Source organism: Falsiroseomonas sp. E2-1-a20, assembly GCF_051433195.1.
GTDB lineage: Bacteria > Pseudomonadota > Alphaproteobacteria > Acetobacterales > Acetobacteraceae > Falsiroseomonas.
The window spans coordinates 94,953-119,559 of sequence record NZ_JBHMFT010000014.1 but is presented as its reverse complement, the minus strand read 5'-3'; the positions used below and the strand labels follow the sequence as shown (position 1 = coordinate 119,559).

Below are 24,607 nucleotides of genomic sequence, written 5' to 3'. Positions count from 1 at the left end.
GGGTAGCATTTTTTCGCGGCTCGCAAGAGCCACCAGGCTGGAGAGACATGCGGATGGGGACTGCGGAACGCACGGGGGCCCCGAAGGCGGACGTGCTGGCAGAGCTCGAAGCCGGGACGCGCGAGAGCCGCACGTTGGCGGAGGCGCTGAGCGTGGACTTCGCGCGACTGCTGTCAGCCGCCGTGCCGCAGGCGGGCGTGGACGCCGCGCAAACGCTGCAGGTCGCGGCCCGCGAAGGCGTGGTGCGACGCATGGTGCTGGCCGGTGCGGTCCTGCTCGACCGGCTCGGCCCCGAGGCGGTGCCGCAGCTTACGTGCCATGGCTCGGACACCGTACGCGGCTGGGCCTGCTACATGATCGGCGCGCTGCCTGACCTGGAATTCGGGGCGCGGCTGGAGGCGATGCGGCCATTGGCTGCCGACGCGCATTTCGGCGTGCGCGAATGGGCCTGGATGGCGCTGCGTGGGCACATCGGCGCGGCGCCCGACGCGGCTATTGCCGAGTTGCTGCCATGGTGCAGCGAGTCGGATGAGCGGCTGCGACGCTTCGCGAGCGAGGCGACGCGGCCGCGCGGCGTCTGGTGCGCCCACATCGGCATCCTCCGGGCCGAGCCCTGGCGGGCGGCGGCGCTGCTGGAGGCGCTGCGGGAGGATTCCGCCGTTTATGTGCAACTGTCGGTCGGCAACTGGCTGAACGACGCCGCCAAGGACCAGCCGGATTGGGTGCGTGCGCTGGCGGCGAGGTGGCGTGCCGAAACCGCCTCTCCGCACACGGCGCATATCCTGCGGCGTGCTGTCCGCTCGCTGCCGGAAGTCCGGGCGCTCAGGCCGCGACGAGCGACGCGACCAGGCTCGTGAACAGCGGCAGCCCGTCCTCGCCGCCCATCAGCGGATCGACCAGATCCTCGGGGTGCGGCATCAGCCCGCAGATGCGCAGGTTGGGCGAGAGGATGCCCGCGATGTTGTCGCGCGCCCCGTTGCGGTTCGCCTCGGCCGTGACGGCGCCTTCGGCGGTGGCGTAGCGGAAGGCGACCAGGCCTTCGCCCTTCAGCCGCGCCAGCGTCTCGTCATCGCAGAAGTAGTTGCCGTCGCCATGCGCCATCGGCGCGCGGAACACGGCGCCGCGCTGCCAATGCGCAGTGAAAGGGGTGTCGGCGCGTTCCACGCGCATGTGGCAGTCCATCGACAGGAACCGCAGCGTCGCATTGCGCAGCAGGGCGCCGGGCAGCAGGCCGGCCTCCGTCAGGATCTGGAAACCGTTGCAGACGCCCAGCACATGCCCGCCGGAGGCCGCGAAGCTGCGGACCGCGCGCATGATGGGCGATTGCGCCGCCATCGCGCCGCAGCGCAGGTAGTCGCCATGGCTGAAGCCACCAGGCAGCACCACGAGATCGGTCCCGGGCGGCAAGCCATCGGCCAGGTGGAACACCATGGTGGGCTTGCGGCCTGTCGCACGTTCCAGCGCGATCGCCATGTCGCGCTCGCGGTTTGTGCCGGGGAAGACGATGATGACGGCGTTCATGAAGCCAGCTTCACCTCTGCCAGACGTTCAACCAGTGCAGCCCGCCCATCAGCAGCAGGGTCACCAGGGCGGCGATGGCCGCGGCATTGACCCAGCGGTCCAGGCCCTTCTTGCCACGCGCGACCAGCCCGAGCCGGCTGCGCTTGGCCGCGGCCACCTGCGGCATCCGCTGGTCGCGCCAGCGCAGGCCGAAGGCGATCAGCACTGTCAGCGCCAGCATCAGCAGCAGGGATGCCTTGACCATCGCGTTTCAGGCGATCTCGACGCGGAAGGATTCGATCACGGTGTTGGCCAGCAGGCGCCGGGCCATCTCCTCGGCCGCCGCCTGCGCCTTGGCCGGGTCGGCTTCGGCCAGTTCAAACTCGATCACCTTGCCGGCCCGGACCTCGCCCACGCCGCCGAAGCCGAGGGAGGCCAGGGCATGGCCGATCGCCTTGCCCTGCGGGTCCAGCACGCCAGTCTTCGGCATGATGGTGACGCGCGCCTTCATTGTACGGTCTCCGGGCCCTTCATGTCGCGCACGCCGGCTTCCGGCAGGATGCCAAGGCGCTTGGCGACTTCCTGGTAGCCTTCCTCGACCTTGCCGAGGTCGCGCCGGAAGCGGTCCTTGTCCATCTTCTCGCCGGTCTTCACATCCCAGAGCCGGCAATTATCCGGGCTGATCTCATCGGCCAGGACGATGCGCATCTCGTCGTTCTCGTACAGCCGGCCGAATTCCAGCTTGAAGTCGACCAGGGTGATGCCGACGCCAAGGAACAGGCCGGTCAGGAAGTCGTTCACCCGCAGCGCCAGGGCGACCATGTCGTCCAGGTCCTGGGTCGCGGCCCAGCCGAAGCAGGTGATGTGCTCCTCGGAGACCATCGGGTCACCGAGTGCGTCGTTCTTGTAGTAGTACTCCAGGATCGACCGCGGCAGCCGTGTGCCTTCCTGGATGCCAAGGCGCGTGGCCAGGCTGCCGGCGGCGACGTTGCGGATGACGATTTCCAGCGGAATGATCTCGACTTCGCGGATCAGCTGTTCCCGCATGTTCAGGCGCCGGATGAAGTGGGTCGGGATGCCAATCTCGGCCAGCTTCATCATCAGGTATTCGCTGATGCGGTTGTTGAGCACGCCCTTGCCGGTGATGGTGCCCTTCTTGGAGCCGTTGCCGGCGGTGGCGTCGTCCTTGAAATACTGGACGAGCGTGCCCGGCTCGGGCCCCTCGAACAGAATCTTGGCCTTGCCCTCGTAGAGCTGACGGCGGCGCGCCATGGTACAAAGACTCCTCGACAGCCGCGGTCCCCGAAAGTGGGCGCGCGGGACGACAGGCCGCGGCGGCCCGGTATCTGACGATGCTATAGCAGGGCGCAGCCGGCACCGCCACGCCACGGCAACAGGTCCGGGTTGCGTCATGGCGGCTTCAGCCGCCCGGCAGGGGGATGTCCCTGAAGGCGGCCATCCCCGCCGGCGCCGGGCAGAAGCGCCAGCGCACCGCACCACTCGCCCCGAGCGCGAAGAGGCTGGCGCAGATCGTGCCGAAGCCCTTCACCGCCGGGACGCGCAGGGCGTCAGCAAGGCCGGCGGGGCCCAGGCTGTCATCGGCCAGCAGCGCCTCCCAGGCGGCCCAGTCCTCGAGCGACGGGTCGGGTGGCGCGGCGACCTCGAAGCGGGGCAGGTGGCGTCGGATGCGGGGGCTGCTGACGTCGTTGGCGTCGTGGGCCGTCACCATGCTGACGCCTTCCGGCAGCGCCTGGACCTCGGGCCGCCCTTCGCCGAATGCCCGGAGGAAGAAGGCCTCGTCGCGGTCGGCGACGATCAGATTGAAGGGCCGAAAGCTCCCGGCATCAAGGCCAGACAGCCGATCCGCCGCCTCATGCGCCGACCGCTGGCTGGCAGCCATCAGCGGCAGGGCGCCGCGCGAAGCCTTCCCTGCTGCGGGCCCGAGGCTGCCGGGTCGGTTCAGGATCGCCGAGACGAGACCGCCGCGGCCCGCCGCCATCCAGGTTCCCCCCGCCATCCGGTCTCGGCCACCGGCCACCTCGGGTCGGTCAGGCCAGTGTGCGGCCGGAGCGTCCCAGGCGCGGTCAAGCCGTTCGTCCCGATTGGCCGCGAGGAGCAGAGGCCAGGAATGACCCGGCCGGCGCAGCAGAATGACGGTACACACGCGCCAGCTGCGCTAGAACCGAAAGTACAGTCCAACACCGGGCGGCGGCGCCGGGCGATAGTAGCGCGGCGGCGGCGGCGGCGCGAAGTAGACCGGCGGCGGCGGGTAGTAGGCACGCGGCGGTGGGCCGCGGTAGTAGCGCGCCGGCGGGCCACGATAGTAGCGGGGCGGCGGCGGCCCACGATAGCGCGGCGGCGGGCCGTAGTAATGGCCGCCCCGCGGCTTCCAATCGACCAGCATCGCCGTATCCTGCGCCGCGGCCGGTGCCACCCCCCCGACGCTGGCCAACAGCAACCCGCCGGCCAAAGCCGGAAGAACCTTCGCCAGGATATTCATCATAGCGGATCTCCTGTTCACCCGGATCATCTAGGCACGCGCTGTGGCAAGAGCTTGGCAAATGCCTGGCCCAGGCCATGACGGATGCGCGAGCCCCGGTCAGGCCTCCCCGAGCACCCGGCGGAAGGTGGCATCGACATGCACGAAGTCGCGCGCCGGATCCATCGCGGCGTCGAGCGTCTCGGCGGTCATGCAGCCGGCAACATCCGGGTCCGCCAGCAGGTTGGTCCGGAAATCCTGGGCGCCTGGTTGGCCGAGCGCCTGCCAGGTCGCCATCGCCGCACGCTGCACGGCGGAATAGGCGCCCTCCCGGCTCAGCCCGGCCTGGGTCAGGGCCAGGAGCACCTTCTGGGAATGCACCACGCCGCCCAGGCTCGCCAGGTTTTCCGCCATGCGGACCGGGTAGATGGTCAGCTTCGCCATCATGCCCGTCAGGCGCATCAGGGCGAAATCGAGCGTGATGGTCGCATCCGGGCCGATCACCCGTTCGACGCTGGAATGGCTGATATCCCGTTCATGCCAAAGGGCGACATTCTCCAGCGCCGGCATGGCATAGCCGCGCACCAGGCGCGCCAGGCCCGTCAGGTTTTCGGACAGCACCGGGTTCCGCTTGTGCGGCATGGCGCTGCTGCCCTTCTGGCCGGCATGGAAGAATTCTTCCGCCTCGCGCACCTCGCTGCGCTGCAGGTGGCGGACCTCGGTCGCCAGGCGCTCGACGCCGCTCGCCACCACGGCCAGGGCGCAGAAGAAGGCGGCGTGGCGGTCGCGCGGGATCACCTGGGTGGAGACCGGCTCGATGATCAGGCCTAGCTTCGCCGCGACATGCGCCTCGACCCGCGGATCCACACTGGCGAATGTGCCGACGGGGCCGCTGATGGCGCAGGTTGCCACCTCGGCGCGTGCCGCCACCAGACGCGCCCGGTGGCGCTGGAACTCCGCGTGGTGCCCGAGCAGCTTCAGTCCGAAGGTCGTGGGCTCGGCATGGATGCCGTGCGAACGGCCGATGGTGGGCGTATGCCGGTGCTCCTCCGCCCGCGCGCGCAGCGCATCCAGAAGGGCATCGACATCGGCGATGAGAAGGTCCGCGGCGCGGGTCAGCTGCACGGACAGGCAGGTGTCCAGCACGTCGCTGCTGGTCATGCCCTGGTGCAGGAACCGCGCCTCCGGCCCGATGCCCTCGCCAAGCCAGGTCAGGAAGGCGATGACGTCGTGCCGCGTCTCGCGCTCGATCGCATCGATCCGCTCCAGATCCGCCGCGCTGATCGCGGCGACCTTGGCGGCGCCGCCCTTCCGGATGGCCGCGGCGGCCTCGGCCGGGATGCTGCCAAGACTGGCCATGGCTTCCGCGGCAAGTGCCTCAATCTCGAACCAGATGCGGAAGCGTGATTCAGATGACCAAATGGTAACCATTTCCGGGCGGCTGTAGCGGGGGACCATCTGGGCAAATTCCGTGCGCGATTATGCGAGCATTTCATCGCGCGCCGGGCTGGCGGTTGACAAGTCTCCCGCTGCGCATGGCATTAGCGCCGGCGAACTTCTGGATGGATCGAGGCGGACATGGATTTCTTCACGCAGTGGGGGCCGGAACTGACCGCCCTGGGCCAGGTGCTCCTCATCGATATCGTGCTGGCCGGCGACAACGCCATCGTCGTCGGCATGGCGGCGGCGGGCCTGCCGGCCGACCAGCGGAAGAAGGCGATCTTCTGGGGCATCGTCGCCGCCACCGTCATGCGCATCGCATTCGCCTCGATCACCGTCCAATTGCTCTCCATCGTCGGCATCGTGCTGGCCGGCGGCATCCTGCTGCTGTGGGTCTGCTGGAAGATGTACCGCGAGCTGCGCAGCCCGCATGTGGAGCATGTGGAAGGCCCCGCCGCCGGCGAGGAAGGCGGTCCGCCGCGCAAGACGCTCAAGCAGGCGATCATCCAGATCCTGGTGGCCGACGTTTCGATGAGCCTCGACAACGTGCTGGCGGTGGCCGGCGCGGCGAAGGACCATCCCTACATCCTGATCATCGGCCTCGCCTTCTCCGTCGTGCTCATGGGCGTCGCCGCGACGCTGATCGCCCGGCTGCTCGACAAGCATCGTTGGATCGCCTGGGTGGGCCTGCTGGTCATTCTCTACGTCTCCTTCCAGATGATCTACGAGGGAACCAACCAGGTCGCCGAGAACGTGCCGCAGGCCTATGCCTACCTGTTCCTGCCGCTCGGCTGGATGGCACTGCCCGACGTGTTCCCGATCGGCTTGTGGGTCCTCGCGACGGTCATCCAGGTCGCGGTCCTGACCGTGGTGGCGACGCTCATGGTGGACGTGACCAGGCAGGTCATGCGGCGTAACCAGGAATGACCTGGCCGATGCGCCCGGCGATGGGCCTGCTGGCGGCAGGCCTCCTTGCGGCCTGTGCCATCCAGCAGGGCCCGGGAACTGCCGGGCGCGACGCGCGCGCCTCGCTCGAGGCGGTGGCAGGCCGGCTGCCGGTCCAGGTGGCCGACTTCGAGCGCGGGGAGACGGTGTGGCACGAACAGGCTCGCCCGGGCCTGGGTGTCACCGTCGACTATGCCGGGCCGGCGCGCAGCGCCGTCGCCACGGTCAGTGTCTACGACCGCGGCCAGGCAGCCATCCCCGCGGATATCGCCGCCGCCGCCGTCCAGCAGGAATTCGCCCTTGCCGTGCGGGAAGTGCTGGACCTGGCCGAGGATCGGACCAGCCAGAACCTGGCGGAGCGGGATCGGACCCGCCTCGACATCCCGGGCCAGGCACCACTGCAATGCGCGACGCTCCAGGGCACCTATGGGCGCCAGCCGGTGCAGACCCTGCTGTGCCTTGGAACCGCCTCCGGCCGCTACCTCAAAGTGCAGGTGACGGCGCCGACGCGGCAGGTGCGGCCCGTGGATCCGCTGCCCTTCGTCGTCGGGATCGCGCGCGCGGCGCGCGGCTGAGCTTTCGCGCGGCGCGGCTGGGTTTTCGCGCGGCGCGCGGCTGGGTTTTCGCGCGGCGCGCGGCTGGGTTTTCGCCGCGTCAGGCATCCACGGCTTCCTCGTCCAGCCTTGCGGCATTGTCCTGGATGAAGCGGAAGCGGAGTTCCGGCCGGCGGCCCATCAGTGCCTCGATCAACTCCGAGGTCCGCGCCCGGTCTTCCGGCGGCAGCACCACCCGCAGCAGGCTGCGGCGCTTGGGGTCCATGGTGGTCTCCTTCAGCGAGGCCGGCGGCATCTCGCCAAGGCCCTTGAACCGGCTGACATCGACCTTCTGATTGGGCTTGAATTCCTTCTTCAGCAGCCGCTCCCGGTCCGCATCGTCGCGCGCATAGACCGTCTTGCCGGAGGCCTGCAGCCGGAACAGCGGCGGCTGGGCCAGGAACAGCCGGCCCTGGCGTACCAGTTCCGGCAGTTCCTTGTAGAAGAAGGTCATCAGCAGCGCGGCGATATGCGCGCCGTCCACATCGGCGTCCGTCATGATGACGATGCGGCCGTAGCGCAGCCGTCCGAGGTCGAACTTGTCGCCGGCGCCACAGCCCAGCGCCTCGATCAGGTCGCGCAGTTCCTGGTTCTGGCGCAGCTTGTCGGCGCTGGCGCTGGCAACGTTCAGGATCTTGCCCTTCAGCGGCAGGACCGCCTGGGTTTCCCGATCCCGCGCCTGCTTTGCGCTGCCACCGGCCGAGTCGCCCTCGACGAGGAACAACTCGGTCCCGTCGACGCCTTCCCGCGAACAATCCGCCAGCTTGCCCGGCAGCCGCAGCTTCCGGGTGGCGGATTTGCGCGGCGTCTCCTTCTGCTCGCGCCGGCGGATGCGGTCCTCGGCCCGCTCGATGCACCAGGCCAGCAGGTTGTCCGCCCGATTCGGATCACCAGCCAGCCAATGGTCGAAATTGTCGCGCAGCGCCGCCTCGACCAGCCGTGCCGCTTCCGGACTCGTCAGGCGGTCCTTGGTCTGGCCCTGGAACTGCGGGTCCCGCACGAAGACCGACAGCATGCCGGCGAGGCCGCCCAGCAGATCCTCCGCCGTCACATTCGCCGCCCGGCGTTCCTTCTTGAGCTCGCCATAGGCGCGGAGCCCCTTGACCAGGGCGGCGCGCAGCCCCGCCTCATGCGTACCGCCCTGCGGCGTCGGGATGGTGTTGGCGTAGGTGGACAGGAATCCGTCGCCCTGTTCCAGCCAGGTCACCGCCCATTCGGCCCGGCCGGCGCCATCGGGGAAGGTCGCGTCTCCGGCCCAGGGTGCGGCCACGACGGGCGTGCGGCCCTCGATCGAGGCGGCCAGGAAATCCGAAAGGCCGCCGGGAAAGTGCAGCACGGCCTGGGCCGGGGTGTCCGTGCCCTCGACCAGCTTCGGGTCGCAGGACCAGCGGATTTCCACGCCACGGAAAAGATACGCCTTGGAGCGGCAGAGCCGGTGCAGCCGCGCGGCGCTGAACATCTGCTTGCCGAATATCTCTGGATCCGGCCGAAACCGGACCTGTGTGCCGCGGCGGTTGTGCACGGGGCCGACCGTCTTCAGCTTCTGCACCGGCTTCCCACGCTCGAAGGCGTGCGCGTACAGCGTGCGGTCGCGTGCGACCTCCACCTCCAGTCGCTCCGCCAGTGCATTGACGACGGAGGAGCCGACGCCGTGCAGGCCGCCGGAGGTCTCGTAGGACTTGCCGGAGAACTTGCCGCCCGAATGCAGCGTGGTGAGGATGACCTCCAGCGCCGACAGCTTCGGGAAACGAGGATGCGGGTCGACCGGAATGCCGCGGCCGTTGTCGCGCACGGTCAGCCAATTCTCGGCCTCCAGCGTAACGTCGATCCGGTCGGCGTGTCCGGCGACCGCTTCGTCCATCGAATTGTCCAGGACCTCGGCCGCCAGGTGGTGCAGCGCGTTGTCGTCGGTGCCGCCGACATACATGCCCGGCCGCCGGCGCACCGGCTCCAGCCCCTCCAGGACCTCGATGTCCTTGGCGGAATAGTCCGAGGTGACGGGGGTGACCGCGCTGGGCGGCTTGGCGGGAAGCTTCGAGGCGCGGCCGGCCTTGAACAAGTCGTTCATGCTGTGTTCTCAGGTTCCGGCCCAAGATAGCGGCGGGTCACGTCCTGCACAACCGAAGCAATGAGGAGGCCGGAGCAGGGCAGTTCGGCCCCGCTCCGGCCAAGGGCGGCTCAGCTGCCTGTCGTCGCCGTGGCTTCCAGCATCCACAGGGCCTTGTCGAGGTTCTTGGACACGCCGGTGAGGATATCGGCGGTGTCCGCGTCGCCGGCCTCGTCCGTCTGGTCGATGCCCTCCCGCATGCTCTTGGCCAGCGCGGCGTAGCGGTCGGTCAGGGCGGCCACATGGTCGAGCCCGGCCTTCAGCTCCGCCGGGTAGGCGGGCAGGCGGGTCTGGCCGGCGACGGCCTGGCTGCCGCCGATGGCGGTGCCGCCGAGCTGCACCAGGCGCTCCGCCAATTCGTCGATATCCGTGGCAAGCTGGTCGTAGAAGGTCTCGAACATCGTGTGCAGGCCGATGAAGTTCGGGCCCTTCACGTTCCAATGCGCCTGGCGGGTGCTGTTGTAGAGATCGATGCTGTCCGTCAGGCAGGCCTGCAGTACCTGGATGGAGGTCGCCTTCGCATTGTCCTGGAGGTCGATGCGGCTTTTCGAGGCGGGCTTGGCCATGGGTGTCTCCGTCGCTGTTGCGTCGCGGCTTAACGTGGCGATGGGCGGTCTCGTTGCATCCCCTCAGGACGGCAACCCTGGCATGACATTCAGGTAGCGAGCGGCTTCGGGTGGCGTCTCTCCGCGATGCAGGCGGGCGGCACGGGACAGGATCGTCAGATCCCAGTCGGTCATTCTTCCCTCCTCCCGCAGGTGCTCGGTCCAACTCTGCATGACCCAGAACTCGACCCATCGCTCGGGGTGCGCGACATCCTCGAACAGACGCCAGCCGAGTGCCCCGTTGCGCAGGCGGACCTGCCGGCACTCCGCCATGGCGGCCAGGAAGGCCCGGCGGTCCGCGGGGTGGATATGGTAGCGGACCACTTCCAGCACCTGGCCGCTTTCGTCGTGCAGCAGGCCGGTGAGTGCCTGTGCGGCGGGCTCCGGGCGCGGCACGCTCGGCGCTGGCGCATCAGGTGCGGGAGCGGCGGATTCCGCGGCGGGCGGTTCGATGATGAAGCGCCGGACCAGCACGCCGCCAACGGCGCAGAGGAGCCCGGACAGGCCGAGGGCGTAGCCGATGCCGAAGCTCTCCCCGCCCCATCCGCCGAAGCCGGCGCCCAGGGTCAACCCGCCGAAGGTCACCAACTGGTAGATGCCGATGGCGCGGGCGCGGACCCAGGACGGGACCGAAAGCTGCGCCGCCGCCTGCAGGGTCGAGGCGCCGGCCAGCCAGGCGACGCCGTAGAGCACCATGGCCAGCATCGCGACCGCCCAGTGATGCGCCTGTCCCAGCAGGATGAGGGCCGCGCCGGCGATCAGGGAGGCGGCGGTCACGGTGCCGCCGCGATCCAGCCGCCCGCGCAGCGAGGGCAGCAGCAGCCCGGCAGCGACGGCACCGATGCCCATCGCCGCCAGCATGATCCCGAACCACTCCGGCCCCAGGCCGAGTTGCTGGCGCACCAGCAGCGGTAGCAGGCCCCAGAGCGCAGCGGCGAACAGGAAGAAGACGAAGCCGCGCAGCATCACCCCGCGAAGCACGGGACTGGCGCGCGTGTAGCCGATGCCGGCGCGGATGGCCGACAGAAAATGCTCCTTGGGCAGCGTGGCGCGCGGCGCCTCGCGCTTCCAGACCAGCAGCGCGACGATGACGGCCAGGAAGGACAGGGCGTTGAGCGCGAAGGTGGCCTCCGCGCCCGCGGCCGCCACGGTGAAGCCGCCGATCGCCGGCCCCACCGTGCGGGACAGGTTGAAGCCGATGCCGTTCAGCACGATGGCGCCCGTCAGGTCCTGGCGTGGCACCGTCTCCGGCGTCGTCGCCGCCCAGGCCGGGGAATTCATGGCGGTGCCGACGCCGATGGCGAAGGTCAGCGCCACCAGGCCCCAGGGGCCGAGGTTGCCGGTCCAGGCGAGGATCGCCAGCGTGGCGCCGGCGCAGGCGATCCAGGCCTGCGCGAAGATCAGGTAGCGCCGGCGGTCGACGATATCCGCGAGGGCCCCTGCCGGCAGGGCCAGCAGGAACACCGGCAGCAGGCTCGCCACCTGCACCATGCTGACCATGAGCGGGGAGGGGGCGAGCGAGGTCATCAGCCACCCGGCGCCGGTGTTCTGCATCCACATGCCGGTGTTGCTGCAGAGGTTGGCCAGCCACAGCAGCCGGAAGGCCGGGTGGCGGAGGGGCGTCAGAGCGGAGGGGAGCTGCATCGGACGCAGCGTGGCCGGACTGCGCCCCGGGCGGAAGCGGCAAAGCAATGAAGCCTTGCGGATCGGCGGCAGAGGCAGGCTATGCTCTCCCCGCCATGTCAGGACCCAGCTTCACGCGCTACGCCGATTTCTGGCCGCACTACCTGCGCCAGCATGCCGATCCGCGGACCCGCGCGATCCATGCGGCGGGGACAGTTGCAGGGCTGGGGCTGTTCGCCTGGGGTCTGCTGGTCGGGCCCCTGTGGTTGCTGCTGGCGGGACTCGTCGTCGGGTACGGCGCGGCTTGGATCTCGCATCTGGCCATCGAGGGAAACCGCCCGGCCACCTTCGGCCATCCGCTCTGGTCGCTGGGTAGCGACCTGCGGATGGCCTGGCTGCTGCTGACCGGCCGCCTGGATGCGGAACTGCGTCGGGCCGGGGTGCGGTAGCTCAGCCCACCGCGAACTTCACGGCGGAAAGGGCGGCGAGCAGCCATACGGCGCCATGCACCTCTCCGGCGCGGCCCGCCACTGTCTTCACCAGGGCGTAGCTGATGAAGCCCAGGCCGATGCCCGTGGCGATGGAGAAGGTGAAGGGCATCGCCAGCGCCGTCAGGATCGCCGGCAGGTATTCCGTGGTGTCGGCCCAATCCAGGTCCTGGAGCGCCTTCGCCATCAGGCAGGCGACGAAGACCAGGGCCGGGGCGGTGGCATAGCCCGGGATGCTGGTCGCCAGCGGGGCCAGGAACAGCGTCAGCAGGAACAGCACGCCGACGGTAACCGCCGTCAGCCCCGTGCGCCCCCCGGCCTGAATGCCGGCCGCGCTCTCGATGTAGGAGACGGTGGTCGAGGTGCCGAGGGCGGCGCCCATCATCGCACCGCCTGAATCCGCCATCAGCGCCCGGCCCAGCCGCGGCACGGTCCCGTCCGGATTCATCAGCCCGGCCCGATGCGTGGTGGCGATCAGCGTGCCGGTGTTGTCCAACAGGTCGACCAGGAAGAAGGTGAAGACGATCCCGACCAGGCCGATCCCGAGCGCGCCGGCGATGTCCATCTGCAGGAAGGTCGGCGCGAGGGAGGGCGGCAGGGACGCGATGCCGCCGAACTGCGTCAGTCCGAAGGGAAGCCCTGCCACCGCCGTGGCGATGATGCCGAGCACGATGGCACCTGGCACGGCCCGCGCGACCAGGCCTGCGATGAGCACGAAGCCGGCACAGGCCAGCAGGGTACTGGTTGCGGAAAGCGGCCCGAGCCCGACCAGCGTCGCAGGATTGGCCACCACGAGCCCCATTCCCCGCAACCCGATCAACCCCAGGAAGAAGCCGATTCCCGCGGCGATGCCGAGCTTCAGCGACATCGGGATGCCGTTCACCAGCCATTCCCGGATCCGCAGCACCGAGACCAGGAAGAACAGGAAGCCGGAGACGAAGACGGCGCCCAGCGCCACCTGCCAGGGGATGCCCACGGCGCCGACCACCACGAAGGCGAAGTAGGCGTTCAGCCCCATGCCGGGTGCCAGCGCGATGGGGAAGTTCGCCAGCACGCCCATCAGCACGCTGCCGATGGCGGCCGCGAGGCAGGTGGCGACGAAGGCGGCGCCCTGGTCGATGCCCGCGGCCGCCATGATCGAAGGGTTGACCACGACGATGTAGACCATGGTCAGGTACGTCGCGAGACCCGCCATCACCTCGGTGCGTGGCGTGCTGCCGCGGGCGGTAAGTTCAAAGAAGCGGTCCATGCGGGCGCGACTCCGGTTGCTGCGACGCAGCGTAAACCAGACAGGAATTCTTCGACCAGTCGTGCCCCTGTGGGCCGGAGGATTTTGCGTCAGCCCGGCGCGTGATCCGTGCAAAGCACCTGCACCAGCCCTACCAGCAGCGACTCCGCGAAGGCTCGCCCGACGAGTTGGACCGAACAGGGCAGGCCGCCATCCTCCGCCGGCCACGGGGTGGAGATGGCGGGGAGACCAGCGATATTGGCAAGCGCGGTGAAATCCGCCTGGTCCACTGGCGCGAGCATGCCATGCGGAAAGGCGCGCTGCGGCGCTGTCGGCATCAGGAGGACGTCGCACGCATCCAGCGCCCGGAGCACGGCGGCGCGGACTTCCGCAAGGTGGAACAGGGCGCGCACCAGGCGCACCGTGCCGGCATCCCGGCCGAATGCGAGTGCGGCGCGGAACTCCGGCGACGCGGCGCGTGGATCATCGATCAGCGCTGGATGCAGCGCGGCCGCCTCCGCCTCGATCAGCAGCAGGCCGGCGCGACGCGCGGCGGTGGGGTTCCAGGCTGGCATGGCGACGGGCACGACCGATGCGCCGATCCTGCGGAGTTGCGCCGCCGCGGCCATCCACGCGGCGCGGATGGCCGGCTCCATCGCAGCATCGAGGACCGGCTGCGGCAGACCGACTCGCAGACCGGCTGGCTCGGCAGGCGCATTCGGCACGGCACACCAACCGGCGGGCGCTGGCCTGAAGCCAGAATCGGCAGGATCATCCGCGACCATGGCCTCCACGCCGCGCGCCGCCATGGCCGCCGTGCGCGCCAGGGTCCCCAGGTGGTCCAGCGAAGGCGAGAGCGGCACCACGCCACTACGGCCCAGCAGCCCCGCCGTCGGCTTCAGGCCCACCACGCCGCAATACGCGGCCGGGATGCGGACCGAGCCCATCGTGTCCGTGCCAACCGCCAGGTCCACAAAGTCCGCCGCGACCGCCGCGGCCGAACCGCCGGAGGATCCGCCGGGCGTATGGCCGGCGCGCAGAGGGTTGATGCAACGGCCGAAGCCTGGCGTATCCGTCGTCGCGCCCAGGGCGCCCTCGTGCATCGCGAGCTTGCCGAGGATGACCGCGCCCGCCCGCCGCAGCGCGGCGACGCAGGGCGCATCGGCTGCGGCGACCCGGCCGCGAAAGGCGGCGAGGCCGGCGGTGGCCTGCAGGCCGGCGACGTCGACATTGTCCTTGATGCCTACGGCCAAGCCACGGAGCGCGCCTTGGGCAGGCCGAGCCGCCAGCGCGCCAGCGGCATCGACCTGCCAGAAGGCGCCGAGCGCGCCATCCTCCCGTGCGATGCGGTCGAGCCGGCCGGGTATGTCGGTCGGATTCATCGCGAGGTGCTGATGCGGCGGGCCGGCGTCCGCCGAGCTGGCGTGGGGCCTGTCAGGCTCATTTTGCATTTCCGGTTGCGCCAGCGGCCGGGCGCGCGATCAGGCCTGGCAGGTACTGGGCGGCGGGCCACGCGGTCAATCCCATCCGGCGCGAAGGCGCGCCGCATGAGACTGCCCAAGCCTGGGGCAGGTGCCGCAACCAACCGAGGCAGAAGGTGCGGCGCAGGCGCCAGCGGCGGCAGGGCGGCAGGTGCGTCGCCGTGGCACGCGCGTTGCTGGCTCCCATGGGGATGGTGGATGCGGAACCCATGGCGGAGTTGGACGGCGCGGCGGTGACCGCGGGGCTGTTTCATGTGGCGGTCAAGACCAACGACCTGGTGGCCACGGTCGCCTTCTACACGCGCATCATCGGGCTGCGGCAGGCGGCACGCCCGGATTTCGGCTATCCGGGCGCCTGGCTTGCCGTGCCGATGCCGGGCGGTGCCGCCATCCTTCACGTCTATGCCGGCGGCCCGGCCCTGGGGCGGGACGGGGTGGCGCCGATCGGGACCGGCGCGATCGACCATGTCTCGCTGACCTGCCACGGCTACCACGCCTTCATCGCCCGGTTCAGGGCCGCCGGCCTGGACTGGCGCGAGTTTCTCGTGCCGGGCACCCATCTCTGGCAGCTTTTCGTGCACGACCCCTCCGGCGTCCAGCTCGAACTGACCTTCGACGGGATGTCGGAACGTGGCGCGCGGCCGGACCAGTCGGACCACAGGCGCTACGTCGCCGGCGCCAACTTCCACGATCCCGCCACCTATCCGAATCTTGCATGAGGATGCCCCAATGATCCGCCGCCGCCCGCTGCTGCTGCTGGCATCCCTCGCCGCGCCGTCCATCGCCAGGGCGCAGGCGCGCGACCGCGTCCGCGTCGCCGTCTTCAACGTCTCCTCCGCACTGCCCTACCACGTGGCGGCCGAGCGTGGTTTCTTCGCGGCCGAGGGCATCGAGGCGAGCGCCATTCCGTTGCAGGCGGCGCCGCTGATCGTGCAGGCCATGGTCTCCGGCGATGTCGAGGCGGCGTCCAACCTGGTGACGCTGGAAGGCGCCAACATCAATGCGCGCCGCGCCGATACGGCGCTCTACATCGCGCTGAACGGCCAGAATGCGCGCTACCGGATGGAACAGTTCGTGGTCCGTCCGCAGCACCCGGCGCAGGCCATCCGCGACCTGAAGGGTGCGCGCATCCTGTCCGCGCCGGGCCCGGCCAACCTGTCCGCCGCGCGCGCCGTGCTGGCGGCGAACGGCCTGCAGGAAGGCCGCGACTACACCATCCAGGAACAGCAGATGGGCGTGCATGTCGGCGCCCTCGCGGCCGGCACCTTCGATGCCGCCTACACGCTGGAGCCGGTGGCGACGATCGCCGAGCGGGCCGGCGCCGCGCGGCGTCTGGAAGCGGGCGTCATCGCCACGCACCTGCTGGGCCGCGCGGAGGCGCAGGCCTTCGCGGCCGGCGCCGCCCTCACCGGCAAGTTCGTGCAGGAAAAGCCGGATGTCGCCCGCCGCTTCGCCAGCGCCTGGTCCAAGGCCTGCGCGCTGATCGCCTCCGACCCGGCGGCCGTGCGGCCGCTTCTGGTGCAGCACATGCAGACCTCGGCCGAGCTGGCACCCACCGTGCCGCTGGTGAACTTCGTCATGGTGCGCGACCTGACGCCGCAGGACATCGCCGACTTCCAGAAATTCGTGGACCTCGCCGTGGCGCAGGGCGTGGTGCGCAACCAGATCGCCGTCGGCAGCTTCCTGCGCGCCTTGTGAAGCCGCGCGACGCCGCCATCACGATCCGGGGGCTCAGCAAGTCCTTCGCAGGCCAGCCGGTCTACGAGGGTTTCAACCTCGACGTGCGCCGCGGGGATATCCTGGCCATCTTCGGGCCGAATGGCTGCGGGAAATCCACGCTCATCAACATGGCCGCGGGCCTGCTGCCGAAGGATGGCGGCGAGATCCTGTACGATGGCCGCGAGGTATCCGAGATCCGCGTCGGCTACGTCTTCCAGAACTACCGCGAGGCGCTGTTCCCCTGGCGGCGGTCGGTCGACAACATCCGCTACCCGTTGCGCCGCATGGGCCTGCCGGCCGCCGAGGTGGAGGCGCGCGTCGCGAGCCTTGCGGAACGCTTTCGCGTGCGGTTCGACCTGAACCGGTATCCCTACGAGTTGTCCGGCGGCCAGCAGCAGCTTGTCTCCATCATGCGCGCCCTGGCGGTGGAGCCGGAGGTGCTGTTCCTGGACGAGCCCTTCTCGGCGCTGGATTTCGAAACGACGCTTTCGCTGCGGAGCCTGTTGCAGCGGGTGCTGAAGGACCTTGGCGTCACAACCATCCTGGTCTCGCACGATCTCGAGGAATCCATCATCCTCGCCGACCGTCTGCTGATGCTGACGCGGCGACCCACGACGGTGGCGGATGACCTTGCCATCCCGCTGCCCTGGCCGCGGGAGGCGGAGGCACTGTCCACCCCGGACTTCGTGCGCCTGAAGGCGCATAGCCTCGACGTGTTCCAGAAGGCCGTCGCCACATGAAAGCCCTCGCCGCGCCCATCGCCGGGGCTGCCGGCTTCCTGCTGCTCTGGCAGGTCGCGGTGTGGCTGCGGGTGGCGGACCCGATCCTGCTGCCGCCGCCGGCGGAGGCCTTCAGCGAGACCTGGCGTGGCTTCGCCAGCGGCACGCTGCTGCACGATACCTGGCGGACGGTGGAACGCACCGGCCTCGCCTTTCTTATCGCGAGCGCCATTGGCGTTCCGCTCGGAGTCGCGCTGGGAGCGCAGGAGCGTTTGTATCGCAGCGTCGAATTCGTGGTGGACTTCTTCCGCTCCACCCCGGCCTCCGCGCTGTTTCCGCTGTTCCTGGTGCTGTTCGGACCAGGGGAGGGGACCAAGGTCGCGGTTGCGGCCTTCGGGGCGGCGCTGGTGATCCTTTTCAACGCCGCCTACGGCGTGATCAACGCCCGCCGCACCCGCGTCCTTGCGGCCCGCATCATGGGCGCCGGCAGCGGGCGCATCCTGGTCGACGTGCTGATCTGGGAGGCGCTGCCGCAGATCCTGGTCGGCATGCGCAGCGGAGTCTCGCTCGCCCTGGTGATCGTGGTGGTGGCGGAGATGTTCATCGGATCGACCGATGGCCTCGGCCATCGCGTCATCAACGCGCAGATGCTGTTCGAGAGCGGGCTGATGTACGGCGTCATCTTTGTCGCGGGTGCGCTGGGCTATCTGCTGAACCTGCTGTTCATCCTGCTGGAGAAGCGCTTCGTTCACTGGTCCGGACGCTGAGGCCTCAGTTGCGCCGCCGCCCGCGCCACGCAGCGCGCGAAGACCTCCAGCGAGTCGAAGGGCAGGTCCTGGTCGCCCTCGGGCAGCAGGATGGGCAGGCCGCCGCCGGCCTCCACCGCGCCGGGGATCATCAGGTTGTCCGGCAGGCCGAAGCCGCCGACCATCAGCCCGGGAATCGGGTCCGGCACGGCCGCACACTGCGCCGTGCTGCGGGTGGCGAAGGGCGTGGCGGTGTTGGAATAGGCGAAGATCGGCAGGCCGCGGCCAAGAAACCAGCCCAGTTCGACCAGGGTGCCAGCATCGGCCGAGGCGCCGCGGAACGGCGTCAGGTTGGCGATGACGAGATCGGCCCGCTGCATCATCGCCAGGTCCTTGGCGAAGATTACTCGCCACGCCTCCGCGTCCGGCATGGCGGCGAGGGTGGCCACATCCTCGTTCAGCGGCGGCAGGGCGGTCAGGCCATGGCTGGCGCAGATGGCGGCCTTGCGCGCGGCGTGCGCTGGCGCGTCGGGCAGGAACACGTCGGGGCCGGCGAGATAGGCGAGGGGCATGGGGCAAGCTGACCATGCCGCGCGCAGCCTGCGCAAGCGATGGGCAGTCTGGCATCCACATTCCGTGGTCGCGACAAAAATGCCTGTGGCCCGGCGCGGCCGGCTTCTGGCAGGCTTGATTGCATGAGGATGAATGCGTGAAGCCGGCTCCGTTCCAGTGGCATGCGCCGGAGACGATTGAGGAAGCACTGGCGCTGAAGGCGGAGCATGGCGACGCCGCGCGGTTCCTGGCCGGGGGCCAGTCCCTGGTGCCGGCCATGAATTTCCGGGTGGCGCAGCCCGCGGTGCTGGTCGACCTGGCCCGGGTTTTGGCGCTGGATCATCTGGAGTTTTCGGCGGACGGAACGCTGGCGATCGGCGCCATGACCCGCTATCGCCGAATCGAGCGCGATGCCGCGGTCACCCGCCGGCAGCCGCTGCTGGCGGAGGCGCTGGCGCAGGTTGCGCATCCGCAGATTCGCACGCGGGGCACACTCGGCGGCAACCTGGCCCATGCCGATCCGGCCAGCGAGATGCCGGCGGTGATGCTGGCGCTTCAGGCCAGCTTCGTGCTCCGCAGCAGGAACGGCTCGCGTATCGTGGTGGCGGAGGACTTCTTTGTAGGCCCACTGGCGACGGTGCTCAATGAGGAGGAGATGCTGGTCGAGATCCAGGTGCCACCCTTGCCGCCCGGTTCCGGCACGGCCTTTCTCGAGGTCGCGCGGCGGCGCGGAGACTACGCCATGATGGGCGTCGCGGCGGTGCTGCGGCGCGGCGCCGACGGCCGGTGCGCCGCGGCACGGATCGCGCTGTGCAGTGCCGGGCCGACGCCGATGCTGGCGGTGCGGGCAGCGCAGGGATTGGTCGGCACAGGGTTGACGGTGGCCGATGGTGCGGCGGCAGCCGAACTGGCGACGCGGGAAATCGAGCCGATGGGCAGTGTGCAGGCCTCGCCGGCCTATCAGCGGCACCTGGCTGGTGTCCTGGTGCGGCGCGCCCTGGCGGTGGCCGCGGAAAGGGCGGCGGCATGAAGGTGACGGTTCGGGTGAATGGCACGGACCATGTCCGCGATGTCGAGCCACGCCTGCTGCTGAGCGACTTCCTGCGTCACGAGATCGGCCTGACCGGCACTCATGTCGGCTGCGAGCATGGCGTCTGCGGAGCCTGCACCATCCTGTGGGACGGCGCACCCGCCCGCGCCTGCCTGGCCTTCGCCGTGCAGGCGCAGGGGCACGAAATCCGGACGGTGGAGGGCCTGGCACCAGGACCGGGCCGGCTCAATGCGTTGCAGCAGGCGTTCCAGGACGCGCATGGCCTGCAATGCGGCTACTGTACGCCCGGCATCCTGATGACCCTGACGGCCTTCCTGGCCGAGAATCCAACCCCCGATGAGGCGGAGGTGCGGGAGGCGCTGTCCGGCAATCTCTGCCGCTGCACGGGCTACCAGCACATCGTCGATGCGGTGCTGCGGGCGTCACGCGCGTGAACAGCTTCGGCAAGCCGCTGACCCGCAACGAGGACCCGCGCCTGCTGCGCGGCGAGGCGCTGTTCGTGGATGACGTCGAACTGCCCGGCCTGCTGCACGTCGCCTTCTTCCGCAGCCCGCACGCGCATGCACGCCTGCTGTCGCTGGACACCAAAGCTGCGAAGGCGCGGCCTGGCGTGGTGGCGGTGGTGACCGCCGCGGACCTTGGCGACTACTGGAAGCCCGGGCCGCTGCTGGTGCCGCCGCCGCCGGTGCCGGGCATGGAATTCCATCAGCGCTGCCAGGTGCCCCTGGTGCGCGACAAGGCGCGGCATGTGGGCGAGCCGGTGGCGATGGTGGTGGCGGAAAGCCGCTACCTCGCCGAGGATGCGGTGGGCGATATCCTGGCGGAATGGGAGACGCTGCCGGCGGTCGGTGACCTGGAGGCCGCCCTGGCGCCCGGCGCGACGCGTGTGCATGACGACCTCGCCGGCAATATCGCCGCACATGTGCATCAGGCGCGCGGTGACTACGCGGCGGCGGCCAGGTCCGCGCACGTCGTGCTCCGACGGCGCTTCACCTACGATCGCGGCGCGTCGATCCCGATGGAGACGCGCGGTGTCGTCGCGAACTGGGATCCGCGCGCGGATCGCCTGACCGTGTGGGACACGACCCAGGCGCCCGTCGTGATCCGCAACGGGCTGGCCGCCATGCTGGGGCTGTCGGAACGCCAGGTTCGCGTCGTCGCGCCGAACATCGGCGGCGGCTTCGGCCCCAAGATGATGATGTTCTATCCGGAGGAGGTGCTGGTTCCCTGGGCCGCCATGCAACTCGGCCGCCCGGTGAAGTGGATCGAGGACCGGCTGGAGCATTTCTTCGCCACGACGCATGAGCGCAGCCAGATCCACGATGCCGAGATCGCGCTGGATGCTACAGGGAAGATCCTGGGCGTGCGCGACGTCTTCCTGCACGACACCGGTGCGTACGATCCCTATGGCCTGACGGTGCCGCTGAACAGCCAGTGCACGCTGCTCGGCTGCTACGTCGTGCCAGCCTATGACAGCAGCTTCACCGCGGTGTTCACCAACCGCACGCTGGTCACGCCCTATCGCGGGGCCGGCCGCCAGCACGGTGTCTTCGTGATGGAGCGCCTGCTCGACCTCGCGGCGCGGCAGCTCGGGCTGGATCGCGCCGAGATCCGCCGCCGCAACTTCATCCCGGCCGACGCCTTTCCCTTCGACCAGGGCGTGATCTACCAGGATTTCTCCCGTCTTTCCTACGACAGCGGCAATTACGAGCCGATCCTCGACAAGGCGCTGGCCGCCATCGGCTACCAGGACTTCCTGTCGCGCGTGCAGCCGGAGGCGCGGGCGGCGGGCCGTGCCCTGGGCATCGGCCTGGTCTGCTATGTCGAAGGCACCGGGATCGGTCCCTATGAGGGGGCCAAGGTGCAGGTGCAGAGTTCCGGAAAAGTCAGCCTGGCGACCGGCATCGGCAGCCAGGGCCAGGGTCACGCCACGGCCTTCGCCCAGGTTGTGGCGGAACAGCTCGGCGTCGATGTGCGCGACGTCGAAGTCACCACCGGCGATACCGACCAGTTCTACTGGGGCGTCGGCACCTTCGCGAGCCGTGGCGCGGTCGTCGCTGGCTCCGCCGCGCATGAGGCGGCGAAGGTCGTGCGGCAGAAGGTGTTGCGGACGGCAGCCAGGCATTTCGAATGCGCCGAGGAGGACCTGGTGCTGGCCGACGGCGCCGTGCATGTCGCCGGCGTGCCGGACCATGCGATCCGCCTCGGCGCGCTGGCCGGCCTCGCCAACCCCATGCGCGGCGCGGTGACGCCTGGCACGGAGCCGGGGCTGGAGGCGACCAGCTATTTCGGCCCGGCCAGCGGCGCCACGGCGAGCGGTGTGCATGCGATGATCGTGGAAGTCGATCCCGCGACCATGCGGCCTACCATCCTGGACTACGTGGTGGTGCATGACTGCGGCACGGTGATCAATCCGCTGATCCTCGCCGGGCAGATCCATGGCGGCGTGGCGCAGGGCATCGGCAATGCCTTCTTCGAGAAGCTGGAGTGGGATTCGGAGGGCCAGTTGCTGAATGCCAGCCTGGCCGACTACCTCATCCCGACCGCGCTCGATGTGCCACGGATGCGGCTGGAGCACACGGTGACGCCTTCGCCGCTGAACCCGCTTGGCGTGAAAGGGGCTGGGGAGGCAGGGGCCATCCCGGTCGGCGCGCTGTTCGCCCAGGCGCTGGAGGATGCGCTCAACCTGCCGGGCCGGGGGATCGAGATCCTGGAAATGCCGCTGGGTCCCTGCCGGCTGTGGGAGATCAGCAACGGTGGCTGAGCCGGTCATCTCGGCCCGGAAGCTGTCGCTCGATTTTCCGACGCAGGACGGGACGGTGCATGCGCTGTCCGACGTGACGCTGGATGTCGCACCGGGCGAGTTCGTCTCGCTGATCGGGCCATCCGGCTGCGGCAAGACCACGCTGCTGCGCGTGATCGCGGACCTGGAGCGCGCGACCGCGGGCAGCATCAGTGTGAACGGCCGCACGCCGGAACAGGCGCGGCTGGCGCGCGACTACGGCTATGTCTTCCAGGCGCCGGCGCTGTATCCCTGGCGCACCATCCTCGGCAACGTCATGCTGCCGCTGGAGATCATGGGCGTGGCGCGGGCGGAGCGGGAAGCGCGGGCCCGGGCGCAACTGGCGCTGGTCAACCTCTCGGGTTTCGAGCGCAGGTTCCCCTGGCAGCTTTCCGGCGGCATGCAGCAACGCGCCTCCATCGCGCGAGCCCTGGCCTTCGAGCCGAAGCTGCTGCTGATGGACGAGCCCTTCGGTGCGCTCGACGAGATCGTCCGCGACCACCTGAACGAGCAACTGCTGAAGCTGTGGGCCGCGACGCGCAAGACCGTGGTCTTCGTCACCCATTCGATTCCCGAAGCCGTGTTCCTGTCCACCCGCATCGTGGTGATGTCGCCGCGCCCGGGACGCATCACCGACATCGTGGAGTGCGACCTCGGTCCGGATCGCCCGCTCGAGATCCGCGAGACGGCGGCATTCCTGCGCATCGCCCAGCGCGTGCGGGAAGGCCTGCGGGCCGGGCATTCCTACGATGTCTAGAAGCATCCTGCCCGTGCTGACCATCTGCGCGGTGCTGGCGGTGGCCTGGTACCTCGGCGCCATCTGGATGAACTGGCAGGTGGTGGCGGATACGCAGGCACGGGCGGGTGCGGCGCCGGATGCGGCGGAGATGGTGCGGCTGACGCTGAACCACGCGCGGCCACTGCTGCCCGCGCCGCACCAGATCCTGGAGGAGTTCTGGCGCACCACCGCGACACTGCCCGTGACCTCCCGCCGCAGCCTGGTGCACCACGCCTGGGTCACCCTGTCCGCCGCGCTGGTGGGGTTCGGCATGGGCGCGGCCTTCGCGGTGGTGCTGGCGGTGGCCATCGTCCACATCCGGGCACTGGAGCGCAGCCTGATGCCGTGGATCGTCGCCTCCCAAGCCGTGCCGGTGTTGGCCCTCGCGCCCATCGTCATCGTGGCGCTCGGCGCGCTGGGGCTGCAGGGGCTGCTGCCGAAGGCGATCATCGCGGCCTATCTGTGCTTCTTCCCGGTGGCCATCGGCATGGTGAAGGGGTTCCGGGCACCGGATGCGATGGCACTGGACCTGATGCGGACCTGGTCGGCCTCGCGCGCGCAGCTGTTCTGGAAGCTGCGGCTGCCGGCCTCGCTGCCCTACCTGTTCGCGGGCCTCAAGGTGGCCATCGCCGCCGCGGTGGTCGGGGCGATCGTGGCGGAGCTTCCGGCCGGGGCGCAGGCCGGGCTGGGCGCGCGCCTGCTGGCCGGCTCCTACTTCGGCCAGACCATCCAGATCTGGTCGGCCCTGCTGATGGCGGCGCTGCTCTCGGCCAGCCTGGTCGGGCTGCTGGGCGCGGCGGAGCGGATGCTCGCGCGCCGCATGGGGGCGCGTGCATGAGGACGGCGCCGCTGGCCGCCCTGGTCGGTGCCGGTTTCGCCGCGGCGATCGCCGGCGCGCATGGCGGCCTGCCCGGCGCCGGCATATGGGCCTCGGCGGCACTCCTGGCGTTGCTCGCCGCGGTCCTGGTGCAGCGCCTGGGGGATGCGCCCGGGGAGGGTTGGCGCGCGCTCGGTGCCCCGCTGGCCTTCGGCGCGACGCTGCTGGCATTGTGGGAGCTGCTGGTGGTGGGCCTCGGCGTGCCGATGGTGCTGCTGCCGGCGCCTTCTGCCATCGCCCTGCGCATGGCGGCCTCGGCGCATCTGCTGTGGCAGGATTTCGCGCAGACTTTCCTCAAGGCGGTCCTGGCCGGCTACGTCATCGGTGGCGCTGCCGGTTTCGCAATGGCGCTGCTGGCGGACCGGGTGCCGTTCCTGCGCCGTGGCCTGCTGCCGCTGGGCAACCTGGTCGCGTCCTTGCCGGTGGTCGGCATCGCGCCAATCATGGTGATGTGGTTCGGCTTCGACTGGCAGTCCAAGGCGGCCGTCGTCGTGGCCATGACGTTCTTCCCCATGCTGGTGAATACGGTGGCCGGGCTTGCCGCGGCCGGGGCGCTGGAGCGCGACCTGATGCGCAGCTATGCCGCCAGCCATCGGCAGACGCTGTGGCTGCTGCGCCTGCCGGCGGCGCTGCCCTTCATCTTCACAGCCCTGAAGGTCAACGCGCCGCTGGCCCTGATCGGCGCCATCGTGGCCGAGTTCTTCGGCAGCCCGACCACCGGCATGGGCTTTCGGATCACCACGGAGGCGGCGCGGCTGGCGCTCGACATGGTCTGGGCGGAAATCGTTGTCGCGGCGGTGGCTGGTTCGGCATTCTATGGACTGGTGGCGTTGGCCGAGCGCGCGGCAACCTTCTGGCACCCCTCGGTCCGCAACTGAAACAGGAGAGACAGGC

The 24,607-nt window shown here is 69.9% G+C and carries 26 protein-coding genes and 1 pseudogene; 14 read left to right on the top strand and 13 right to left on the bottom strand.

Features of this window, described 5'->3' with window-relative positions; genetic code table 11:
* Nucleotides 1-47: 47 nt before the first annotated feature.
* Nucleotides 48-857, top strand: coding sequence for a DNA alkylation repair protein (locus ACFHPP_RS17940; RefSeq protein WP_437164607.1), 810 nt, complete (start codon nt 48-50; stop codon nt 855-857).
* Here ACFHPP_RS17940 and purQ read toward each other — a convergent pair.
* The 7 genes from purQ to purB all read right to left on the bottom strand — a co-directional run bounded on the left by purQ (nt 823) and on the right by purB (nt 5,437).
* A complete protein-coding gene (gene purQ, locus ACFHPP_RS17935; RefSeq protein WP_437164606.1) occupies nt 823-1,521 on the bottom strand; it encodes a phosphoribosylformylglycinamidine synthase subunit PurQ in 699 nt (232 codons plus the stop codon). The two genes, ACFHPP_RS17940 and purQ, sit on opposite strands and share 35 nt — an antisense overlap.
* 10 nt (nt 1,522-1,531) lie before the next feature.
* Nucleotides 1,532-1,765: a hypothetical protein gene (locus ACFHPP_RS17930; RefSeq protein ID WP_430669232.1), complete on the bottom strand. Its 234-nt coding sequence runs from the start codon at nt 1,763-1,765 to the stop codon at nt 1,532-1,534.
* A gap of 6 nt (nt 1,766-1,771) precedes the next feature.
* Nucleotides 1,772-2,011, bottom strand: a complete 240-nt coding sequence (gene purS / locus ACFHPP_RS17925) for a phosphoribosylformylglycinamidine synthase subunit PurS (RefSeq protein WP_437164605.1) — start codon at nt 2,009-2,011, stop codon at nt 1,772-1,774.
* The gene (gene purC / locus ACFHPP_RS17920; RefSeq protein ID WP_430669230.1) at nt 2,008-2,772 is read right to left on the bottom strand and encodes a phosphoribosylaminoimidazolesuccinocarboxamide synthase; all 765 of its coding nucleotides are present in this window, start codon (nt 2,770-2,772) and stop codon (nt 2,008-2,010) included. The genes purS and purC overlap by 4 nt, the downstream gene beginning before the upstream one ends.
* A 148-nt stretch (nt 2,773-2,920) precedes the next feature.
* Nucleotides 2,921-3,664 carry an NRDE family protein gene (locus ACFHPP_RS17915; protein WP_437164604.1) on the bottom strand — a complete coding sequence of 248 codons (744 nt, stop codon included), beginning with the start codon at nt 3,662-3,664 and terminating at the stop codon, nt 2,921-2,923.
* 12 nt (nt 3,665-3,676) lie between these two features.
* Nucleotides 3,677-4,003 carry a hypothetical protein gene (locus ACFHPP_RS17910; protein ID WP_437164603.1) on the bottom strand — a complete coding sequence of 109 codons (327 nt, stop codon included), beginning with the start codon at nt 4,001-4,003 and terminating at the stop codon, nt 3,677-3,679.
* A 96-nt stretch (nt 4,004-4,099) separates the two neighbouring features.
* The gene (purB, locus tag ACFHPP_RS17905) at nt 4,100-5,437 is read right to left on the bottom strand and encodes an adenylosuccinate lyase (protein WP_437164602.1); all 1,338 of its coding nucleotides are present in this window, start codon (nt 5,435-5,437) and stop codon (nt 4,100-4,102) included.
* 120 nt (nt 5,438-5,557) lie between these two features.
* Here purB and ACFHPP_RS17900 point away from each other — a divergent pair.
* A pseudogene (locus ACFHPP_RS17900) lies at nt 5,558-6,175 on the top strand (TerC family protein); the annotation flags it as partial.
* A 167-nt stretch (nt 6,176-6,342) separates the two neighbouring features.
* Entirely contained in the window at nt 6,343-6,939 is a 597-nt protein-coding gene (locus ACFHPP_RS17895) for a hypothetical protein (protein ID WP_437164601.1), read from the top strand.
* A gap of 79 nt (nt 6,940-7,018) precedes the next feature.
* Here ACFHPP_RS17895 and parE read toward each other — a convergent pair whose 3' ends face one another.
* The 3 genes from parE to ACFHPP_RS17880 all read right to left on the bottom strand — a co-directional run bounded on the left by parE (nt 7,019) and on the right by ACFHPP_RS17880 (nt 11,313).
* Nucleotides 7,019-9,025, bottom strand: a complete 2,007-nt coding sequence (parE, locus tag ACFHPP_RS17890; protein WP_437164600.1) for a DNA topoisomerase IV subunit B — start codon at nt 9,023-9,025, stop codon at nt 7,019-7,021.
* 110 nt (nt 9,026-9,135) lie between these two features.
* A complete protein-coding gene (dps, locus tag ACFHPP_RS17885; RefSeq protein WP_437164599.1) occupies nt 9,136-9,630 on the bottom strand; it encodes a DNA starvation/stationary phase protection protein Dps in 495 nt (164 codons plus the stop codon).
* 63 nt (nt 9,631-9,693) lie between these two features.
* Nucleotides 9,694-11,313: an MFS transporter gene (locus tag ACFHPP_RS17880; RefSeq protein ID WP_437164598.1), complete on the bottom strand. Its 1,620-nt coding sequence runs from the start codon at nt 11,311-11,313 to the stop codon at nt 9,694-9,696.
* 95 nt (nt 11,314-11,408) lie between these two features.
* On the opposite strand from ACFHPP_RS17880, the gene ACFHPP_RS17875 reads away from it, so the two are divergent.
* Nucleotides 11,409-11,741 carry an Mpo1-like protein gene (locus ACFHPP_RS17875; protein WP_437164597.1) on the top strand — a complete coding sequence of 111 codons (333 nt, stop codon included), beginning with the start codon at nt 11,409-11,411 and terminating at the stop codon, nt 11,739-11,741.
* A 1-nt stretch (nt 11,742) separates the two neighbouring features.
* On the opposite strand, the gene ACFHPP_RS17870 is transcribed toward ACFHPP_RS17875, so the two are convergent.
* The gene (locus ACFHPP_RS17870; RefSeq protein ID WP_437164596.1) at nt 11,743-13,029 is read right to left on the bottom strand and encodes an NCS2 family permease; all 1,287 of its coding nucleotides are present in this window, start codon (nt 13,027-13,029) and stop codon (nt 11,743-11,745) included.
* Between the two features lie 89 nt (nt 13,030-13,118).
* Nucleotides 13,119-14,390 carry an amidase gene (locus tag ACFHPP_RS17865; RefSeq protein ID WP_437164595.1) on the bottom strand — a complete coding sequence of 424 codons (1,272 nt, stop codon included), beginning with the start codon at nt 14,388-14,390 and terminating at the stop codon, nt 13,119-13,121.
* A 260-nt stretch (nt 14,391-14,650) separates the two neighbouring features.
* Here ACFHPP_RS17865 and ACFHPP_RS17860 point away from each other — a divergent pair, with 260 nt between their 5' ends.
* The 4 genes from ACFHPP_RS17860 to ACFHPP_RS17845 are packed head-to-tail and all read left to right on the top strand — an operon-like array spanning nt 14,651 to nt 17,694.
* Complete coding sequence (locus ACFHPP_RS17860; protein WP_437164594.1) at nt 14,651-15,208, top strand: VOC family protein; 558 nt, start codon at nt 14,651-14,653, stop codon at nt 15,206-15,208.
* A 10-nt stretch (nt 15,209-15,218) separates the two neighbouring features.
* Nucleotides 15,219-16,187 (top strand): ABC transporter substrate-binding protein, encoded by a 969-nt coding sequence (locus tag ACFHPP_RS17855; RefSeq protein ID WP_437164593.1) that lies wholly within the window; start codon nt 15,219-15,221, stop codon nt 16,185-16,187.
* The gene (locus ACFHPP_RS17850) at nt 16,184-16,948 is read left to right on the top strand and encodes an ABC transporter ATP-binding protein (RefSeq protein ID WP_437164592.1); all 765 of its coding nucleotides are present in this window, start codon (nt 16,184-16,186) and stop codon (nt 16,946-16,948) included. Before ACFHPP_RS17855 ends, ACFHPP_RS17850 begins: the two co-directional genes overlap by 4 nt.
* Nucleotides 16,945-17,694: an ABC transporter permease gene (locus tag ACFHPP_RS17845; RefSeq protein ID WP_437164591.1), complete on the top strand. Its 750-nt coding sequence runs from the start codon at nt 16,945-16,947 to the stop codon at nt 17,692-17,694. Before ACFHPP_RS17850 ends, ACFHPP_RS17845 begins: the two co-directional genes overlap by 4 nt.
* On the opposite strand, the gene ACFHPP_RS17840 is transcribed toward ACFHPP_RS17845, so the two are convergent.
* The gene (locus tag ACFHPP_RS17840) at nt 17,676-18,245 is read right to left on the bottom strand and encodes a nucleoside 2-deoxyribosyltransferase (protein WP_437164590.1); all 570 of its coding nucleotides are present in this window, start codon (nt 18,243-18,245) and stop codon (nt 17,676-17,678) included. The genes ACFHPP_RS17845 and ACFHPP_RS17840 overlap by 19 nt on opposite strands.
* Nucleotides 18,246-18,382: 137 nt before the next feature.
* On the opposite strand from ACFHPP_RS17840, the gene ACFHPP_RS17835 reads away from it, so the two are divergent.
* From ACFHPP_RS17835 to ACFHPP_RS17810, 6 genes are read left to right on the top strand one after another with little or no spacing between them, the layout of a single operon-like run.
* Nucleotides 18,383-19,255, top strand: coding sequence for an FAD binding domain-containing protein (locus tag ACFHPP_RS17835; RefSeq protein ID WP_437164589.1), 873 nt, complete (start codon nt 18,383-18,385; stop codon nt 19,253-19,255).
* Entirely contained in the window at nt 19,252-19,710 is a 459-nt protein-coding gene (locus ACFHPP_RS17830; RefSeq protein ID WP_437164588.1) for a (2Fe-2S)-binding protein, read from the top strand. Before ACFHPP_RS17835 ends, ACFHPP_RS17830 begins: the two co-directional genes overlap by 4 nt.
* A complete protein-coding gene (locus ACFHPP_RS17825; RefSeq protein WP_437164587.1) occupies nt 19,707-22,040 on the top strand; it encodes a molybdopterin cofactor-binding domain-containing protein in 2,334 nt (777 codons plus the stop codon). Before ACFHPP_RS17830 ends, ACFHPP_RS17825 begins: the two co-directional genes overlap by 4 nt.
* Nucleotides 22,033-22,815: an ABC transporter ATP-binding protein gene (locus ACFHPP_RS17820; protein WP_437164586.1), complete on the top strand. Its 783-nt coding sequence runs from the start codon at nt 22,033-22,035 to the stop codon at nt 22,813-22,815. Before ACFHPP_RS17825 ends, ACFHPP_RS17820 begins: the two co-directional genes overlap by 8 nt.
* On the top strand, nt 22,808-23,674 hold the full coding sequence (locus ACFHPP_RS17815) for an ABC transporter permease (protein ID WP_437164585.1): 867 nt from the start codon (nt 22,808-22,810) through the stop codon (nt 23,672-23,674). The genes ACFHPP_RS17820 and ACFHPP_RS17815 overlap by 8 nt, the downstream gene beginning before the upstream one ends.
* The gene (locus ACFHPP_RS17810) at nt 23,671-24,591 is read left to right on the top strand and encodes an ABC transporter permease (RefSeq protein ID WP_437164584.1); all 921 of its coding nucleotides are present in this window, start codon (nt 23,671-23,673) and stop codon (nt 24,589-24,591) included. The genes ACFHPP_RS17815 and ACFHPP_RS17810 overlap by 4 nt, the downstream gene beginning before the upstream one ends.
* The last annotated feature ends 16 nt before the right edge of the window (nt 24,592-24,607 follow it).

Bases quoted from the DNA above. Each gene is read 5' to 3' on its own strand.
- ACFHPP_RS17940 (WP_437164607.1), top strand. From the start codon at position 48: ATGCGGATGGGGACTGCGGAACGCACGGGGGCCCCGAAGGCGGACGTG.
- purQ (WP_437164606.1), bottom strand. From the start codon at position 1,521: ATGAACGCCGTCATCATCGTCTTCCCCGGCACAAACCGCGAGCGCGAC.
- ACFHPP_RS17930 (WP_430669232.1), bottom strand. From the start codon at position 1,765: ATGGTCAAGGCATCCCTGCTGCTGATGCTGGCGCTGACAGTGCTGATC.
- purS (WP_437164605.1), bottom strand. From the start codon at position 2,011: ATGAAGGCGCGCGTCACCATCATGCCGAAGACTGGCGTGCTGGACCCG.
- purC (WP_430669230.1), bottom strand. From the start codon at position 2,772: ATGGCGCGCCGCCGTCAGCTCTACGAGGGCAAGGCCAAGATTCTGTTC.
- ACFHPP_RS17910 (WP_437164603.1), bottom strand. From the start codon at position 4,003: ATGATGAATATCCTGGCGAAGGTTCTTCCGGCTTTGGCCGGCGGGTTG.
- purB (WP_437164602.1), bottom strand. From the start codon at position 5,437: ATGGTCCCCCGCTACAGCCGCCCGGAAATGGTTACCATTTGGTCATCT.
- ACFHPP_RS17895 (WP_437164601.1), top strand. From the start codon at position 6,343: ATGACCTGGCCGATGCGCCCGGCGATGGGCCTGCTGGCGGCAGGCCTC.
- parE (WP_437164600.1), bottom strand. From the start codon at position 9,025: ATGAACGACTTGTTCAAGGCCGGCCGCGCCTCGAAGCTTCCCGCCAAG.
- dps (WP_437164599.1), bottom strand. From the start codon at position 9,630: ATGGCCAAGCCCGCCTCGAAAAGCCGCATCGACCTCCAGGACAATGCG.
- ACFHPP_RS17880 (WP_437164598.1), bottom strand. From the start codon at position 11,313: ATGCAGCTCCCCTCCGCTCTGACGCCCCTCCGCCACCCGGCCTTCCGG.
- ACFHPP_RS17875 (WP_437164597.1), top strand. From the start codon at position 11,409: ATGTCAGGACCCAGCTTCACGCGCTACGCCGATTTCTGGCCGCACTAC.
- ACFHPP_RS17870 (WP_437164596.1), bottom strand. From the start codon at position 13,029: ATGGACCGCTTCTTTGAACTTACCGCCCGCGGCAGCACGCCACGCACC.
- ACFHPP_RS17865 (WP_437164595.1), bottom strand. From the start codon at position 14,390: ATGAATCCGACCGACATACCCGGCCGGCTCGACCGCATCGCACGGGAG.
- ACFHPP_RS17855 (WP_437164593.1), top strand. From the start codon at position 15,219: ATGATCCGCCGCCGCCCGCTGCTGCTGCTGGCATCCCTCGCCGCGCCG.
- ACFHPP_RS17845 (WP_437164591.1), top strand. From the start codon at position 16,945: ATGAAAGCCCTCGCCGCGCCCATCGCCGGGGCTGCCGGCTTCCTGCTG.
- ACFHPP_RS17840 (WP_437164590.1), bottom strand. From the start codon at position 18,245: ATGCCCCTCGCCTATCTCGCCGGCCCCGACGTGTTCCTGCCCGACGCG.
- ACFHPP_RS17830 (WP_437164588.1), top strand. From the start codon at position 19,252: ATGAAGGTGACGGTTCGGGTGAATGGCACGGACCATGTCCGCGATGTC.
- ACFHPP_RS17815 (WP_437164585.1), top strand. From the start codon at position 22,808: ATGTCTAGAAGCATCCTGCCCGTGCTGACCATCTGCGCGGTGCTGGCG.
- ACFHPP_RS17810 (WP_437164584.1), top strand. From the start codon at position 23,671: ATGAGGACGGCGCCGCTGGCCGCCCTGGTCGGTGCCGGTTTCGCCGCG.